Here is a 16012-nt window from a genome sequence, read left to right on the forward strand (position 1 = left end):
CGTGGTTCCCTACTTGAAATGCAAAGGAGATGGTCATGAGACATGGACGTACCCTGCTGAGCTTGGCGCAGGAACTGCAGCGCCAGCTGGACAGCAAGAAGGACCTGGTCGTTCCGTCCGCACTCGTGCGGCACACAACCAGCGACACCGGCGACACCCGCCTGGTGGTCGCCGAAGCCACTGGCGCCGCCGAGTACGGCGTCACGCAGTTGGCGCGGCGTCAGCTCGCCGACAAGCTCGGCATTCCGCATGCCTACTTCGAGCGCATGCGCGCCGACCAGCCCAGCCTGCTGGACCGCAACGTCAACACCTGGCTGGCAAGCGAGAGCGAGCGCCGTCTGCTGCGGACCCTGGACGGCCGCGTGCGCGCCGTGCTGTCCGACCGCTACCGCCGGCTCGACAACTACGACCTGGCCGAGCATGTGCTGCCGATCTTGCAGGGCCTGCCGGACGTGGTGTTCGAATCCGTCGAGCTGACCGAGACGCGCATGTACCTCAAATGCATCACGCCGCAGCTGCAGTGCGAGATGGCGCCTGGCGACATCGTGCAGGCCGGCGTGGCCATCACCAACTCCGAGGTCGGCCAGGGCACGCTGTCGGTGCAGCCCCTGCTGTTCCGGCTGGTCTGCCGCAACGGCTTGATCGTGCCGGACCGCGCCCTGCGCAAGACCCACATCGGACGGGCATTGGCGCGCGAGGACGCAGCCGTGACGGTCTACCAGGACGACACGCTGCAGGCCGACGACAAGGCCTTCTTCCTGAAGGCGCGCGACGTGGTGCAGGCGGCGGTGTCCGAGTTGAGCTTCCACCAGGCGGCCAACAAGCTGCGCCACACCATGGGCATCCGGCTCGTCGGCGACCCGGTGCAAGCCGTGCAGGTGCTGGCCCAGCGCTGCGCGCTGAACGACCAGGAGCGCGCCGGGGTGCTGCGGCACCTGGTGGCCGGCGGCGATCTGTCGGGCTACGGCGTGGTCAACGCCGTCACGCACTACAGCCAGGAGATCGAGGACTACGACCGCGCGACGGACTTCGAAGTCCTGGGCGGCCGCCTGCTCGAGTGGAGTGCGCCGGAATGGAAGGCGCTTGCCGAAGCGGCGTGAGGTGCGGCGCGCAGGCGACCGGGAGGGCGACCTCCCGCGCCTGCGCGGCGCTCCGTGCTTCAGAGCGGGCGCAGTTCCAGCGCCGCGTGGACCTTGCCGACGACCCGCAGGCGTCCATCCTGCGCGACGTCGGTGCCGAGTTCGCAGTCCGCATAGGCCGGGTTGTCGCACTTGAGCACGAGCCGGTCCCCGATCCGCTGCTCGACGCGGCGGATCAGGCGCCGGCCATCGAACTCCAGCGCATACAGGCCGTTGCCGGCCAGGGCCGCCACCTGGGTGTCGACGAAGACCAGATCGCCTTCGCGCAGGTGGGGCGCCATTTCGTCGCCGACGATGCGCATGGGCGTGCCGATGCCGCCGCGCGCGGCCATGCTGCGCGCCAGGGCCTGCAGGCTGTCGGCCAGCACCAGCGTGTCCTGCACCAGGTGGCCGAGCGCGGCCTGGGCCGGCTCGATGCCGAGCAGATCGTCGGCGCGACAGCCCAGCCCGATGCACAGCCGCACGAACGAGGCCAAATCCGGCAGCCCGGGCTCGCGCGGATCGAACCAGCGCCGCACGCTCTGCACCGTGCGCTGGGTGATGCGGGCCGCATGCGAGACGGTGCGCGAGGGGGCGATGCCCATGGCATGCAGGCGCGCCAGCAGCCGGTCGCGGACCTCGGGCACCAGGCTCGGGGCGACCACCGTCGCGGCGGTGGTGGCGTCAACGTGCTGTCGCGGCTCCGACGCTGCCGTGGGTGCCTTGTCGTGGGGCACGAGCACGGAGAACTTGGCGTGTGCGTCGTGCCCGGTCGGCCGCGCAGGTTTTTTTTTTCGGATCATGGTGGTTCTTGGCGCGTTGGTCTCACCCAGAGCATGAGTGTCACCGTGACGCCTGGGATCCGCAGTTGCTGACGTGCGACATCGCCCAGATTCCTGGGACTTCGTGCATGGCAACCGAATCTGCCCTTGCGATTGAAACAGTTTGTGCCTGGTGGTCCTGGCTGTGCAGCATATGCTGTAAACGGCTTCATCCACCGGCAATCCACCACGACCATGAAACCGCTGTAAACCCCGGCCCGCACCGGGCCACCCGCATGAGGAAGCTGATCATGTCCCCCGTTGACTTCGACGTTCAAACCTCGAATCTCCGCCTGATAAACACCATCCGCTTCGGGCTGGAGCACGATCCCATCGACACCTGCCGCGCATTCGGCCTGCAGGCCGACGACGCGGAACGCCTGCGATCGTTCACGCCCGACCAGCTGTGGAACCGCACCCAGGCGATCGGGCCGATTTCCATCGTGGTCCTGCGCAGCGACTTCCTCGAGCTGCTGAACTCCCCGACCGACCTGTCGGCCACGTTGGCAGCGGCGCAGCCGCCCAGGCCAGCGCCACGGTCCAAGCGCAAGCCGTCCTCGCCTGCCGACCGGTCGCGCTGAGGAGATCGCCATGGCCAAGGTCTTTCGCATCGACCGCACGATCCACGACCTCGTTCTGGCGCGTGCCTGCGCGCACGCAGGGGCCCGCATCAGCACGATGGCCCTGCTGACGAACATCTCCGAGAAAAACCTGCGCAAGCTGATACCTCCGGGCGAGCTGCACGCGGCGCGCGGCCGGCTGCCGAATACGCGCGAATGGTTCCACAATGCCAGCCTGCCGCAGCAGATCGAGGCCTCCATCCTCATGACGGACTTCGAGCACTCGCGCGCGCTGGGCTTCCGCGCGGCCGAATCGCTGGTCGCCGCGTTCCGGTTCGACCGCCGGCTCTTCGGCGAGCTGTCCTGCATCAACTTCGACCGGGCCTTCGACCTCGCGGCGCACACCGCCGGGCGGTGGATCGCCACCAGCGCCAGCTTCCGCGTGAGTCCGTGCGCGGCCTGTGCCAGGCACCGCCTGCACATGGCCTGCACCGGACCCGTTCTCGAGCGCTGCATCTTCTGCAAGCTGGTCGAACGGTCGGCTTGGGACAAGCGCCTGGTGGCCGCCCTGCCCCGCGTCCCGCTCCGGGAGCGCCTGGGTGGCGATGGGACGCTTGCGCACGACCTTCCCGGGGGCTGACGCCGATATCCCCCCAAATCAGTGTCCGATACGGCGTGCGGCGCCGCCGGCCTGCGCGAACAATGGCCCGCCAGGACGCCCGAGGGGGCGTGGCATCCGCACCATGGCGCAACACCCACCAGCCCGCACAGCCGCGCCGCGTGACAGCGCTGGCGCGACGCGCCAAGACGCGCGGCCGGTGGACGCGCTGCTGGAGCAGAACGGCGCCCTGCTGGCCCGGCTGAAACTGTGTTTCGGCGCCGACCGCCCGACCTTCGAGCGCGACCTCCTGCCGCTGCTGCGCGGCTACGCGCGCTACGTGCACCTGCTGCCGGCCACCGCCGACAGCTTCTTCAGCGAGCCCGGCGGCCTGCTGCGGCTGGGGTTGGAGACCGCCTTCTTCGCGCTGCAGGGCACGGACGCGCACATCTTCTCCGGCAAGGCCACGATCTCGGAACGCGTCGAGCTGGAGCCGCGCTGGCGCCTCGCAACGCTCGTGGGCGGTCTCTGCAGCGAACTGCACCGCGCGCTAGGCCCCGTGACGGTCGTCGCCGACGACGGCGCCGTGTGGCCGGCCTGCCTGGGCCCGCTCGCCGACTGGCTGGCGCAGCATGCGTACGGCGGCTACCGCGTACTGTGGCGTGACGCATCGCGCGATGCGTCAGAACTGCGAGGAACGCGGGAAGCACGAGAAACGCGAGAAGCGCGCGGCACCGCCCTGTTTGCCTTGCCGCATGTGCTGCCGCCGGAACTGCTGCAGCATCTCGACCACGGCCACAGCGCCATCGTCGCCCATCTGCTGGCCAGCATCGGGGGTGTCCCGCTCGCCGAGCACAACGTGCTGGACCGGCTGGTGCGGCGGTCCGCAGCGCTGGTGATCGGCCGCGACCTGCTGGTCCACGCCGGCCAGCGCGGCAGCGCGGCCGACGCCGAGCACCTGGCGCGCTACCTGCTGGACGCGCTGCGCCGGCTCAGCGCGGGCCACTCGGCCTGGGTGCCGAACCAGGACAAGAGCCGCGTCTGGTACGCGCTGGACGGCCTGTTCCTGCTGTGGCCGGGCTGCGGCCACGATGTGCTCGCGTTGCTGGCCATCGACGAGCTGGCCGGCATGCCCGGCGATGCGCCCGCGGTCCTGGACATCCTGCTGCAGGCAGGCGCCATCGTCCCCCGCACGCCGGACCAGGTGATCTGGTCCATCCAGACGCCCACCGGCAAAGGACCCATGTCGGCTGTGAAGCTCAGTACCCCGGCGTTGCTGCTGGCCGGGGTCCCCGTCCTGGCCCAACCGCTGGACCAGCGCCTGGCGGTGGCGGTCGAGACCCGGGGCCCGCCTGGTCAGGTCGCTCCGGATGTGCCCTTGCCCGCAGCAGCCTCACGGCAGCAGTCGGCAGCAACGCCAGGCACAACGTCCCCACGCACGTCGGTGGTGCTGGACGCGGGCATGGGCCAGCTGTCGCTGCTCGGCGACGCGCCGGGACCGCTCATGGCACGACCCGAGCAGCACGGGGTGTCGGACGCAGCGCACGCCGAAACGCCGCCCACCCGCTTCAAGGCACCACTGCGGCTGCACCCGGCCGTCACCGCCGCGCTCGCGGAGATGGTGGCGGCCCACACAGCCCAGGGGGCCGTGGAGGGCTTCTTGCCTGACGACGAGGGCGTGTTCATTGCGCTCGAACAGTTCCAGCGTCGTGGCGTGCAACCCGCGCTCGCGCTGCGTGCCCTGCGCGAGGCGCGCCTGCTGGCGAGCCGACCGGGCGACCAGGCCACCACCTGCACGCAAAGCGTCAACGGCACGCCCACCCTGGGGGTGCGCCTGGCGTGGGAGCATTTCGAAGGGTTGCGGCGCGCGCCACCCGCGGCAGCAGGGGTCCAAAGAGGCCAGGTTGGCCGTGAAGCGTCAACGGGGCAGGCATGCTGACCCGTCGGTACGAGATGCCCTGGCGCCCGGCCTTCGAGGCGCAGGCCGCCGCGGTCTGGCTTGCCACCAGCCTCTACTTCGCCGTGGTCGCCTGGGGCGCGTGGCTGCCCCGCGAGGTCGCGTCAAGCCTGGCCCTGGCTTGCTTCGCCTTCGGGTTCCGGCGCGCCATGCAAGCCTTGCGCGTGTTGCGCCTGCGCGGCGCGCTGGGCGGACGCCGGGTGCAGGTCATCGGTCCGCGCGCCATGGCCCAACAGAGCCAGGATCCGGAGCAGGTCTTTCTGGGCTTTGGCTTCGAATGGCAACCGGTGCATGCCCAGCGCCTGTACGAGCTCGCCAAAGTCGACTACCGCGAGCAGGCCATCCCGCGCTGGCTGCAACGGCTGCTGGGTCAGGGCCAATTGGCGCAGCCCGATGCCGAGATCGGCCTGCCCTACCTGCACGGCGTCGAACCGCGCGAACACCCGCTGCACCGGCCGCTGCAGAACTTCGAAGGTGGCACCCTCTTGGTCGGCACGACCCAGTCGGGCAAAGGCGTGGCGCTGGCCTGCCTGATCACCCAGGCCGTGCGCCGCGGCGACGTGGTGGTCGTCATCGACCCGAAGAACAGCCAACGCCTCAAGCGCGTGGTCGAGCGCGCCTGCGCTGACTACCGCGAGCCCGACTGCTTCCTCGAATTCCACCCCGCCTTCCCCGAGCGCGGCGTGCGGCTGGACTTCACGTTCAACTGGCAGAAGCCGACCGAGATCGCCTCGCGCATCCAGGCCATCATGCCGCCCGACACGGCCGGCGCCTTCAGCGCCTTCGGCTGGGACGCCGTCAACGTCGTGGTGCAGGGCCTGGTGGCGCTCGAGGAGCGGCCGAACCTGATCAAGCTGACCAAGTACATCGAGGGCGGCATCGAGCCCGTGCTGGAGGCCTCGCTGCGGCGCTTCTACGAGGGGCTCCTCGGCCCCGGCTGGCGCGAACTGCCGGACATGCGGCGCCTGCTGCATGAGGCCCACCGCGGCCAGATGAAGCGGCCGTCCGAGGCCGCCAGTGCCGACCTGATGGCCTTCGTCGCTTACTACGAACACCAGGTCGCCCAGCACCAGCGCCACAAGGTGCTCGACGCCCAGGTCCGCACCTTCCGCCACAACCGCGAGCACTACCAGAAGATCACGGCCAACCTGCTGCCCATCCTGTCCATGCTGACCTCGGGCGACCTGGGCCGCAGCCTGTCGCCCGACCCGTTCGACGCCGAAGACGAGCGGCCCATCATGAACTTCGAGAAGATCGAGCGCGGCGCCCATGTGCTGTACATGTGCCTGGACGCCCTGCCCGATCCCTCGGTCGCCTCGGCCATCGGCGCGCTGGCGCTGGCCGACCAGGCCGCGCGCGCCGGCATGCGCTACAACCTGGGCACCTACCGCCGCATCGCGCTGTTCGTCGACGAGGTCAGCAACGTCATCAACCAGCCGCTGATCGAGATCCTGAACAAGGGCGCCGAGGGCGGCATCTTCACCACCTGCTCGATGCAGACGCTGGCCGACCTGGCCCGGCGCCTGGGCAGCGAGCATGCGGCGCGCATGGCGCTGGGCAACCTGAACAATCTGATTGCGCTGCGCACCAAGGACCGGCCGACGCAGGACTTCGTGGTCGAGACCTTCGGCAAGACGGCCATCCACACGGTGCGCGTGGGGCTGAGCCATGGGGCGGACGCACACCTCGGGGATTTCTCGTCGAGCTACTCGACCCAGCTGGCCGAGAGCTTCGAGGAACTGGTGCCGGCCGATGTGTTGGGCAAGCTGCCGAACCTGCAGTACTTTGCCTCGGTGTCCGGCGGGCGCATCGTCAAGGGGCGGTTTCCGATTCTGGACCCTGGCGCCGATGCGGGTGTGGCGCATGCGCGGAGCGTCGCATGATCCGGGTCGTTGCTGTCGTGTCGCTGCTGGCGGTGCTGGTGCTGGTCCTGTACGTCCCGGCCATCCACGCGCCGGCCGAGATTCTGCAGGTCCTGCGGCAAGAACACCATCGCGCCACGGACCTGTGGGGCGCCGAGCGCGCTGACCAGCATCTTCAGAGCGCCATGCGCCTGCAGACGCAGGTAGCCAGGGCGAGCCCGCTACCCGATGTCTCGCCGAAGCCAGAACGAGAGGTCGTCGGCAGCGCCGTCGCGTCGGAGATGCGCTACGTGACGCAGCGCCTGTTCGCCAACGACTATGTGCGCTCCGTCGACGCGATTTTGCTGCTGGCGAGCTACCGGCTCGCCGGCTTGATGGCCTGGCTGCCCTGGCTGTTGCCCATCGCGATCGCAGCCGCGAGTGATGGCGCCCTGCGCCGCCTGATCAAAGCCAGGGAGTTCCTTCAACATGACCCTGAACTGTTCGCCGTGTGGTGCTGCCTGCTCATCGTGGTCGCGTGCGGAACGGTCGTGGCGCTGGTGGTCCCCCGTAAGCTGCATCCGCTGACGATCGCTCTACTGCCCATCGCCGCGTCGCTCTTGGTCGGCCTGTCGATCGCGAGCTTTCACAGGCGCGCCTAGGACGCATGGCCATTGCCTTCGGCGGACTGCCTGCAAACGTCCGACGGTTCTCCAAGTCGATGGGCAGCTTGGCGCCCATTGCAGCCGGCGGCGGCTTTCTCGGCGAGTGACCCGTCCACCTTGGAACCTGACCTTCGCTCGCCCCGCGGAGAGAGTTGATGATGGCGACAGCGGTCGTTCGCGCATGCCGACCGACTATCGGCACAAGTTCGGGGCCGAACGACTGCATCCGGCGACCTCGAACTGGCGCTGCCGACACATTGGCGACATCCGCGGCGCCGAACTCGCCGCCCAGACCTACCGGGCGTACCCGAGCGCAGGCACCAGATGACGGCCCTGCGGCACCGACCGATGGCCGCTACGTCGCCGCCGCGTTGCGCGCGGCATCGGCGGCGGCGTCGGCCTCCTGCAAGCCCAGCAGGTGGTAGACGGCGCGATCGCCGTGGGCTTTGCGCGCATCAACCGCGGCTTCATCCTCCCCGGGAAGTGACGTCGGCCCTCACGCAGCGACGCGAATGACGAGCTTGCCATGCACCTGGCTCGACACCAGCGCGCGCATGCCTGCCGCTGTTTCCTCAAGCGGGAAGGTGCGATCGACCGCGGGAGTCACGCCAGGCTGCCCGAGTATGTCGGCCAGCGCCTGCAGCGGTTCCGGCTTCACGAAGCCCACCAGCATCGCCAGCCGCTGCTTCAGGAACATCGACCACAGCACTGCTCGCAGCGTTCGCCCCATGCCGCCGAAGACGCGGTCACCGCCTTCGCCGCCGCCGAGCACCAACGTGCCCCGGGGCGCGAGCGCTTTGCGCAGCACGATCAATGGCCGGTTGCCCGCCAGATCGAGAATCACATCGAAGCGGCCATCGGTCGGCAGCGGCACTTTCGTGTAGTCGAGCACCCAGGTGGCGCCGAGCGAACGCGCGAACTCGAGCTTCGAGGTGCTGCACACCGCGGTGACGAGTGCGCCGAAGTGCCGTGCGAGTTGCACGGCCCATGATCCGACGCCGCCGCCCGCGCCGATCACGCACACCGACTGGCCGGGCAACACCCTGGCCACGTCGCGCAGACCGATGAGCGCGGTCACACCAGAAATCGCTGAGCCCGCCGCCTGCTCGAAGCTCAGGCGCTCGGGTTTGAGGCAGAGCTGGTCTTCACGAGCGCAGGTGAACTCCGCGAACGTTCCCGACGCCGCGCCGAACACCGAGTCACCGACCTTGAAGCGCGTCACTTCGGCGCCGACAGCCTCCACCACGCCACTCACGTCCTTGCCAAGCACGCGCTGCTTCGGCTTCGTCAGTCCCGTCGCGAGTCGCATCACGTATGGCTTGCCGGACATGAGGTGCCATTGCCCGTAGTCGAGGCCGGCGGCCACCACGCGAACCAGCACTTCGTTCTTCTGCGGCAGGGGGCGCTCTAGGGTGACGACCTGGAGCACTTCGGGGTTGCCGTAGCGCGAATGGAAAACGGCTTTCATGAGCATGGCGCACTTGTTCAATGGAGCTCGAGGGTCTGATGGTGGCGAGCGCGCCGTGCCCGAATCAGCATCACCAACGCGACGATCACCGCAGCGGTCACGTCGAAAGTCATGCAGAATCCCGGCCAGCTGGCCGGCACGCCGGTGTTGTGCACCAGGTGGCCGTGGAAGGAGTCCATCACTCCGTGCCCGCCCAAGGCGAGCACTGCGATCCATGGGTTGCGCTTGAAGCCCAGTACCGCCCCGACGATGAACACTGCCGCGATCGCCACTTCGGTCAACCAGACCCCGGCGCGACCATCCCCAGCGGAGAACGCCAGGTAGTAGGAGGCGACGGTGATCGCCACGGCCGGGTAGAACACGCGCTCGCGGTCCATACCCAGTCCCGCGGCGGCGGCGCAGAAGAACAGCGCGAGAGTGATCCCGACGATGTATTCCATGGCTGGATCTCCGTGTTTCAAGGCACGAGATGCCGCAGGTCCGCCGGAACCGGCATCGGCTTGAAAGCGCTGACCCGCGCCCGCCCGCTGTTGCCGCGCGGCACCCACAGCCGCGAGAACAGTATTGAGGCCACGATCCGCGGCACCTGACCGACGGCTTCGCGAAGGTCGCCGCGGTGCAGGCCAGCCACGAGCATCCGCCAGTGAATGAACGTGTGCCGACCCGTCATCCGCTGGGCCAGCACATGGGCCCGCTCCAGATGCCTGAAGGCGACCTCGAAGTCATCTCGCCGCAGCGCCTCGTCGGCGCTTGCCACTTCCTGTTCGTACGCATCGTCCACGTCGTTGCTCCTGGTTTGCGCGAACGCGACCTGTGTTCGCTGACGTGAACTGTCGGCGGCGCTTGTGGGCGGCAACAGCGGCAAGCGCCCAACGGTCGAAATCTGTCCGGCAAGGGTCCGAACGCTCGATCGAGCGGTGGATGCAGGCGCCCTGCGGGAAGGGCGCGACATGGCAGCTCCACCCGCACCGGGGGCCCGACCACCCGGTCGATTGCCGAGACTGCTGCCGCACGCGCGCCGACCATTCGTCTCATTGGGCTGTCCATGCGCCGTCGCGCCGCCGAAAGTGCAGCCATCGAAGACATCCCGTCGTCGATGCAACCTTAAAGGACTCCACCATGAACACCACCCAGCAAACCACCTGCGGCTGCAACACCTGTCCCGGTACTGGCTGCAACTGCGGCTGCCAGCAAGCCGCCGCACAAACCACCGGCACCTGCGGCCCGCAGTGCCAGTGGGGCACGCAATGCAACTGCGGCTCGCAGTGCCAATGCGGCGCCGGCGCCAGCTGCGCCCAATCCTGAGCCGTGCTCCAACCGGCACGGCGCCGGCGGTCGCCACCCGGCCGCTGCCGGCATCTCGGCCTCGCGGGTCGACCCCACCCGCTTCCGTACAAAGGAATCCGTCTGTGAACAGCTTCGTCCTGGCCTATGTCGGCGGCATCGTCGGCGCCGTCCTGATGGACATCACCGAGACGTTCGCAGCCCGTGCGGGCCTGACGAGCGGCGTCACCGTCGCCCTGGTCGGCCGTTGGGCGCTGGGCCTGCTGCGCGGGCAATGGGCCCATGCTGACATCGCCCGCACCCCGATACGACCGGGCGAGGTGCGGGCGGGCTGGGCCTTTCACTTTCTCGTCGGCGGCGGGGTTGCGCTGCTGTACGCGGCCTTCGCCCACGCCGCGGGGTTCAACCTGCCCGCCCAGCACCTCTGGGGTGGCGTGATCTTCGGCGCGGTGACTTCGCTGCTGCCCTGGCTGCTGCTGTTGCCGGCCTTCGGCTGGGGCTGGTTCGGGCGACGCGGGCCGCGCGGGGCCAACGCCCTTCTGGCCAGCACGGTCTCGCACATCCCCTATGGTCTGGGCGTTGGGGTCGTGATGGCGTTGGGCTCGAGTCTGTAGCGGCTTGGTGTTGAACCACGCCGGCCCTAAAGTTGCGCTGACCCGATCCAGCCTCTCGAGGCACCACTGCCCACCATGTATCTGTCTTCGACACCTTCCGCCGAGTTGTGGCCCGACACGCTGAAGGGCTCGCTGCGTGGCGTTGCTATCGCCGCCGTCTTCTGGGCCCTCGCTGCGACGCTGCTTTACTTGCTGTCCCCTGGCCTCGATACCTGGTCCCGGCTTCTGGTGTTCCACGAGTGCGTGGGCATGACGATGGTGGTGTGCGTGCTGCTGCTGCGGCGCATGCGCGCCTTCTCGCCATTCAGACCGATGACCCGCTGGCTCCTCACCGGGATCGTCGCCATACCGATCGGCTTTGTCGTGGGGCACCAATTCGCCTTCCTGCTGCTGGGCGAGCCGCTGCGCATGGTCGGGTATCTGAGCGTCAGCCTGATCCCGGTTCTCTTCACCCTGTTGGTGGGTGGCGTGGGGCTGCACTACTACGCCACCCGCGAGCAGCTGGCCACGGAGGCGGCCGCACGCTCGGAGGCGCAACGCCTGGCAGTCGACGCCCAGCTGCGCCTGCTGCGCGCTCAGCTCGAGCCGCACATGCTGTTCAACACCCTTGCCAACCTGCGCTCTCTGGTGCGCGAGGACGTTGACCGGGCCGAGTCGATGATCGACCAGCTGATCGTGTACCTGCGCAGCGCGCTGGCGGCGTCGCAGACGGAGTCGGTGTCCCTGAGCCGGGAGTTCGCCCAGTTGCGCGCCTACCTGGACATCATGTCCCTGCGCATGGGGCCTCGACTGACCTACATGATGGACCTGCCGCCTGAGCTGGAGGCCACGACGGTGCCGCCCATGCTGCTGCAGCCGCTGGTCGAGAACGCCATCAAGCACGGGCTGGAACCCAAGGTGGGCCCGGGCAGCATCGAGGTGGTGGCACGCGCGACGGCCGCCGGAATCGAGATCCGCATCAACGACAGCGGCCTTGGGCTGCCCGCGGACGAGGAAGACGAGCTGGCGCCACGCTCTTCAGGCACGAGCTATGGCCTGCAGCATGTCCGCGACCGGCTGCAGGCGGTTTACGGGCCAGCCGCGCGGCTCAACCTGGAGCGGCGCCAGCCCACGGGTGTCAGCGCCCTGGTGTTCATTCCCGCTTGACCCGTCGCACACCCCAATTGCCCATCACCTTTGCCATCGACCCGTCGAGAGGGACCTCCATGACCCTGGCTACCGCCCCCACCGCCGTCATCGCCGAGGACGAACCCGTTCTTGCGCGCACCTTGACCCGCCTGCTGGAGCAGGTGTGGCCCGAGCTTCGCATCGTCGGCGTCGCGGAAGACGGCCTGCGGGCGACGGAGCTGGGGCTGGCGCATGCCCCCGACGTGATGTTCCTGGACATCAAGATGCCCGGTCGCACCGGCCTCGACGTGGCCGAGGCCGTCGCCGACGACTGGCCTGACGACCGTGCCGAGCCGCTCTTCGTGTTCATCACCGCCTACGACAGTTTCGCGGTGCCAGCGTTCGAACGCGCAGCGGTCGATTACCTGCTCAAGCCCGCCACGGCCGAGCGGCTGCAGCAGACCGTGGAACGCTTGAAGACAAGGTTGGCTGGACGCACCGCGTCACCCGCTGTGGGCGACCGGGCCGCGCTGATGCAGCGCATGCAGTCGCTGGCGGCGCCGCAGGTCGAGGCCGGCGAGCGCATCAAGGTCATCCGCGCCGGCGTGGGCAACACCGTGCGCATGATCCCGGTGGCCGACGTGGTCTGCTTCGAGGCGACTGAGAAGTACGTCAACGTCGTCACGCCCAACGGCGAAGCGCTGGTGCGCATGAGCCTGCGTGAGCTGATGGCGCGCGTCGACTCGACCGACTTCATCCAGGTGCACCGCAGCGTGATGGTGAACACCAACGCCATCCTCAGCGCGACACGCGACGAGATCGGGCACTACAGCCTGGCCGTGCGCGGCCTGCAGCGGCCCCTGAAGGTGAGCCGCGCCTTCGGGCACCTCTTCCGGCCGATGTAGGCCTGCAGCGAGCGTGACGCCCGCGCGTCACGACAGGGCCACCTCAAGGCTCAAGGACGTGCTCGCTCGAGCGCTTGCTGCCGAACTTCGAGATCATTCGCGTCGATGGCCAGCGCAAGGTACTGCTCTTCAATGCTGGCGGTCCGCCGCAGGGTCAGCAGGCTGGCGATGGCTTGCAGCGGGGTCTTCATGGGTCTCTCCTTGGCACCTTGCGGCGGCCGGGTGTGCGCGACGGCGGAATGCCTTCGATGACGGCACTGCGGTTGTCGGCTCCCTTGGAGCGACAGCCCTTTGCGACCGACTGTCGGCGGGCTTGCTGCAGCGGTCGACGGCGTCGACCGAACGGCACGCCGCTCAGGCGGTCGCGGGCCGCGCCGGGGCGATCGGCGCCAGCCGGACCGGCAGTGCCCAGGCGGCGACGCAGGCCGGCAGGGCGGCCAGTGCCGCCGCGGTGAAGACGCCCGCCAGTGCGGGCAGCAAGCCGCCGGACAGGTGTCGCGCCAGATACTCACCGAGCAGGGCCATGCCCACCGCCGCCACCCAGCGCGCGCAGCATCATCGGCATCGCGGTGGCGATGCCCGTTTGCGCCGACGGGGCGGCACGCTGCGAAACGACGGTCAACACCGGCACGGCCAAGCCCAGGCCCGCGCCCAGCGGCAGCACCGCAGCCGACAAGACCCAGTTCGACGTGGCGCCGGCGTGCAGCAAGCCGGCCAGCACGGCGAGCGATCCTGCCATCGCCAGCGTCGCCGCCACCGCCAGAGACCGTGGCGCCGTGCCGCACCGCATCCGTGCACCGGCACGCCGCGACGCAAGCATCAGCCCCGCCATCAGCGGCAGCAGGTGTGCAGCCGATGCCGTGGGCGACAGGTGCTGCACGCCCTGAGGAAGGCTGGCAGGAACACCACGGCGGCGAACAGCGACATGCCGGTGCTGGCCGCCCGCCAGCGGGCCGGCCATCGTCGCCAGGCCGTAGGCCGCGCCCAGCCTGGTCGTGCGCGTGCTGCGTTCCTCGGGTGCCGACAGCGCCGCGGTGGCCAGCAGCGTCAACGTCATCAGCCCGCCGCCGCCCAGGCCCTGCAGCGCGCGCGCCGCGATCAGTGCGTCCATCGTGGATGCAAGCCCGCAGGCCAGCGAGCCGGCGATGAACAGGCCCGCCGCCGTCAGCAACAGCAGCCGCACGCCCCAGCGGTCGGCCAGCTTGCCGTAGACCGGAATGACCACGGTCGACGCGACGAGGAAGGCCGTGAACACCCAGGGCGAGCGGTCGGCCCCGCCGAGCTCGCGCGCGATGGTGGGCAGCGCCGCCGACAGCAGGGTCTGGTCCAGGCCGGACAGCACGAGCAGCAAGGCCAGCAGGGCGTGGGCGACGGGGGTGGTGGTGGGGTTGGCAGTCTTCATGGTCGCGCAGTTTGCAAACGCGCTTCGATTCCGTACAGTGCAATGATCAAAAACAAAGCTTGCAAGCTTGCATGAACTGAAATCCTGGGACCTCAACCTCCTGCGCGCCCTCGATGCGCTGCTGACCACCGGCAGCGTGACTTTGGCGGCCGAGCGCCTGCACCTGTCCGTGCCCGCCACCAGCCACACCTTGGCGCGCGCCCGAGTGGCGCTGGGCGACCCGCTGTTCGTGCGTGCCGGCCGCTGCCTGACGCCCACGCCGCGCGCGCTGGCGATGAAGCAGGTGATTGCACGCCTGCTGGCCGAGGCCGACGCGCTGGCAGCTGCGCCCGGCGAGCGCGACGTCGCGACGCTCGAGCGCCGCTTCGTCGTGCGCGCACCTGGTGGCCTGGTGGTGGCCTACGCCGCCGCGCTGGCCCAGGCGCTGCGCGAAACCCTGCCGCGGGCCACGCTGCACTTTGTGCCCGAACCACACGGCGACCGCAGCGCGCTGCGCGACGGCCGGATCGACCTAGACATCGGCAGCTTTAGTGGCCGCAACCCCGAAGTGGAGGTGACCCAGCTGTCGCAGCACGCCCCGCTGGGCGCGGTGCGCGCCGACCACCCGCTGGCCCGGGGGCGGCGCACGCTGCAGGGCTACGTGGCGGCCGCCCACGTGGCGGCAATGCAGCGGGGCGGCGAAGCCTCGGTGGTTGACGACGCGCTGGCGCAGCACGGCCTGGCGCGCACGATCGCCCTCACGGTACGCAGCAGCTACGCGGCGCTGGTGGCGGCGGCCCGCTCGACCTTCGTCGCCACCGCGTCCGAACGCACCTTGCGCGCCATGGCGCCGGCGCTCGGCCTCGTCGTCTTCGAACTGCCTTTCGAGCTGCCGCCCGAACGCCAGTTGATGGCGTGGCACCGCGTCACGACGCAGACCCCGCGCACAGGCATCTGCGCGCGCTGGTGCAGCGTGTGCTGGGCCGCACGCCGGCGACGCCCGCTCTGACCCCCAGCGTCGGCCTGAGCCGGCTGCAGTTCGGCGCAGCGCGTCGACCGTTCGGTCGGCCTCTTCGACCGCTGCCGGACGCCCGTGCACCGCTGATCGCCTGGCGCTGTCGCCTGGACGGGTCGGACCCGACAGTGCGTCCAACCCGCCGCCCACCCGGCTGGTGGGTCCGACCCCCTCAACACCCGACCACTCGCCAGAACACCCAGGAGCTCCGCATGAATCGCCATCTCGCCACCGCACTTTCCCTGGCCGCGCTCGCCGCCACCACCGGCTGCATGTCCCCGCCGAAAGACCTCGACCTCGCGCTGACGCGCCCGACGGCCGACAACAAGTACGTCGTCACGCTGCAGCCGCCGCCCAAGCCGGCGGCCATCAACCAGATGCATGCCTGGCAAGTGAAGCTGACCTCACCTGCCGGCGTGCCGGTGCCGAACGCGCGCGTCAAGGTCGACGGCGGCATGCCGCAGCACGGCCACGGCCTGCCCACGCGACCACAGGTGACGCGCGAACTGCCGGGCGGCGGCTACCTCATCGAGGGCATGAAGTTCAGCATGACCGGCTGGTGGGAGATCAAGCTCGCCATCGACGGCCCCGACGGCGCCGACCGCGTCACCTTCCACACCGTCGTCGCCGAAGCCGGCGCGAGCCGCTGAAGCCCCGCAGCGGCACCACCAGGAGACG

At 69.5% G+C, this 16012-nt stretch carries 19 protein-coding genes; 12 read left to right on the forward strand and 7 right to left on the reverse strand.

From position 1 onward, the window contains the following. Window positions 1-35 precede the first annotated feature (35 nt). Window positions 36-1100: a DUF932 domain-containing protein gene (locus AC099J_RS19125; RefSeq protein ID WP_479616873.1), complete on the forward strand. Its 1065-nt coding sequence runs from the start codon at window positions 36-38 to the stop codon at window positions 1098-1100. A gap of 59 nt (window positions 1101-1159) precedes the next feature. On the opposite strand, the gene AC099J_RS19130 is transcribed toward AC099J_RS19125, so the two are convergent. Next, the gene (locus AC099J_RS19130; protein WP_479616874.1) at window positions 1160-1921 is read right to left on the reverse strand and encodes a S24 family peptidase; all 762 of its coding nucleotides are present in this window, start codon (window positions 1919-1921) and stop codon (window positions 1160-1162) included. A 269-nt stretch (window positions 1922-2190) separates the two neighbouring features. Here AC099J_RS19130 and AC099J_RS19135 point away from each other — a divergent pair, with 269 nt between their 5' ends. From AC099J_RS19135 to AC099J_RS19155, 5 genes are all read left to right on the forward strand, one after another. Then, window positions 2191-2520: a hypothetical protein gene (locus AC099J_RS19135; protein WP_479616875.1), complete on the forward strand. Its 330-nt coding sequence runs from the start codon at window positions 2191-2193 to the stop codon at window positions 2518-2520. 10 nt (window positions 2521-2530) lie between these two features. Further along, on the forward strand, window positions 2531-3139 hold the full coding sequence (locus AC099J_RS19140) for a FlhC family transcriptional regulator (protein ID WP_479616876.1): 609 nt from the start codon (window positions 2531-2533) through the stop codon (window positions 3137-3139). 103 nt (window positions 3140-3242) lie between these two features. Next, the gene (mobH, locus tag AC099J_RS19145; protein ID WP_479616877.1) at window positions 3243-5036 is read left to right on the forward strand and encodes a MobH family relaxase; all 1794 of its coding nucleotides are present in this window, start codon (window positions 3243-3245) and stop codon (window positions 5034-5036) included. Then, entirely contained in the window at window positions 5030-6937 is a 1908-nt protein-coding gene (gene traD, locus AC099J_RS19150) for a conjugative transfer system coupling protein TraD (RefSeq protein WP_479616878.1), read from the forward strand. The genes mobH and traD overlap by 7 nt, the downstream gene beginning before the upstream one ends. Then, complete coding sequence (locus AC099J_RS19155) at window positions 6934-7557, forward strand: IncC plasmid conjugative DNA transfer DtrJ family protein (RefSeq protein ID WP_479616879.1); 624 nt, start codon at window positions 6934-6936, stop codon at window positions 7555-7557. Before traD ends, AC099J_RS19155 begins: the two co-directional genes overlap by 4 nt. 499 nt (window positions 7558-8056) lie before the next feature. On the opposite strand, the gene AC099J_RS19160 is transcribed toward AC099J_RS19155, so the two are convergent. From AC099J_RS19160 to AC099J_RS19170, 3 genes are read right to left on the reverse strand one after another with little or no spacing between them, the layout of a single operon-like run. Then, entirely contained in the window at window positions 8057-9034 is a 978-nt protein-coding gene (locus tag AC099J_RS19160) for an NAD(P)-dependent alcohol dehydrogenase (protein WP_479616880.1), read from the reverse strand. 11 nt (window positions 9035-9045) lie between these two features. Beyond that, window positions 9046-9468, reverse strand: a complete 423-nt coding sequence (locus tag AC099J_RS19165; protein ID WP_479616881.1) for a hypothetical protein — start codon at window positions 9466-9468, stop codon at window positions 9046-9048. Window positions 9469-9485: 17 nt separating this feature from the next. Then, window positions 9486-9809: a DUF3703 domain-containing protein gene (locus AC099J_RS19170; RefSeq protein WP_479616882.1), complete on the reverse strand. Its 324-nt coding sequence runs from the start codon at window positions 9807-9809 to the stop codon at window positions 9486-9488. Window positions 9810-10147: 338 nt separating this feature from the next. Here AC099J_RS19170 and AC099J_RS19175 point away from each other — a divergent pair, with 338 nt between their 5' ends. The 4 genes from AC099J_RS19175 to AC099J_RS19190 all read left to right on the forward strand — a co-directional run bounded on the left by AC099J_RS19175 (window position 10148) and on the right by AC099J_RS19190 (window position 12938). Further along, window positions 10148-10333, forward strand: coding sequence for a hypothetical protein (locus AC099J_RS19175; RefSeq protein ID WP_479616883.1), 186 nt, complete (start codon window positions 10148-10150; stop codon window positions 10331-10333). A 104-nt stretch (window positions 10334-10437) separates the two neighbouring features. Further along, window positions 10438-10926, forward strand: a complete 489-nt coding sequence (locus AC099J_RS19180; RefSeq protein ID WP_479616884.1) for a DUF2938 family protein — start codon at window positions 10438-10440, stop codon at window positions 10924-10926. Between the two features lie 75 nt (window positions 10927-11001). Next, window positions 11002-12072, forward strand: a complete 1071-nt coding sequence (locus AC099J_RS19185) for a sensor histidine kinase (RefSeq protein ID WP_479616885.1) — start codon at window positions 11002-11004, stop codon at window positions 12070-12072. Between the two features lie 59 nt (window positions 12073-12131). Next, the gene (locus AC099J_RS19190; protein ID WP_479616886.1) at window positions 12132-12938 is read left to right on the forward strand and encodes a LytR/AlgR family response regulator transcription factor; all 807 of its coding nucleotides are present in this window, start codon (window positions 12132-12134) and stop codon (window positions 12936-12938) included. A 50-nt stretch (window positions 12939-12988) separates the two neighbouring features. Here AC099J_RS19190 and AC099J_RS19195 read toward each other — a convergent pair whose 3' ends face one another. The 3 genes from AC099J_RS19195 to AC099J_RS19205 all read right to left on the reverse strand — a co-directional run bounded on the left by AC099J_RS19195 (window position 12989) and on the right by AC099J_RS19205 (window position 14340). Then, a complete protein-coding gene (locus AC099J_RS19195) occupies window positions 12989-13129 on the reverse strand; it encodes a hypothetical protein (RefSeq protein ID WP_479616887.1) in 141 nt (46 codons plus the stop codon). A gap of 163 nt (window positions 13130-13292) precedes the next feature. Continuing rightward, the gene (locus AC099J_RS19200) at window positions 13293-13463 is read right to left on the reverse strand and encodes a hypothetical protein (RefSeq protein WP_479616888.1); all 171 of its coding nucleotides are present in this window, start codon (window positions 13461-13463) and stop codon (window positions 13293-13295) included. Further along, entirely contained in the window at window positions 13447-14340 is an 894-nt protein-coding gene (locus tag AC099J_RS19205) for an MFS transporter (RefSeq protein WP_479616889.1), read from the reverse strand. Before AC099J_RS19205 ends, AC099J_RS19200 begins: the two co-directional genes overlap by 17 nt. A gap of 67 nt (window positions 14341-14407) precedes the next feature. Here AC099J_RS19205 and AC099J_RS19210 point away from each other — a divergent pair, with 67 nt between their 5' ends. Both AC099J_RS19210 and AC099J_RS19215 read left to right on the forward strand, forming a co-directional pair. Then, window positions 14408-15328 (forward strand): LysR family transcriptional regulator, encoded by a 921-nt coding sequence (locus AC099J_RS19210; RefSeq protein WP_479616890.1) that lies wholly within the window; start codon window positions 14408-14410, stop codon window positions 15326-15328. 218 nt (window positions 15329-15546) lie between these two features. Next, the gene (locus AC099J_RS19215) at window positions 15547-15984 is read left to right on the forward strand and encodes a FixH family protein (RefSeq protein ID WP_479616891.1); all 438 of its coding nucleotides are present in this window, start codon (window positions 15547-15549) and stop codon (window positions 15982-15984) included. The last annotated feature ends 28 nt before the right edge of the window (window positions 15985-16012 follow it).

It is taken from the genome of Rhodoferax sp. RT4P68 (assembly GCF_056521305.1).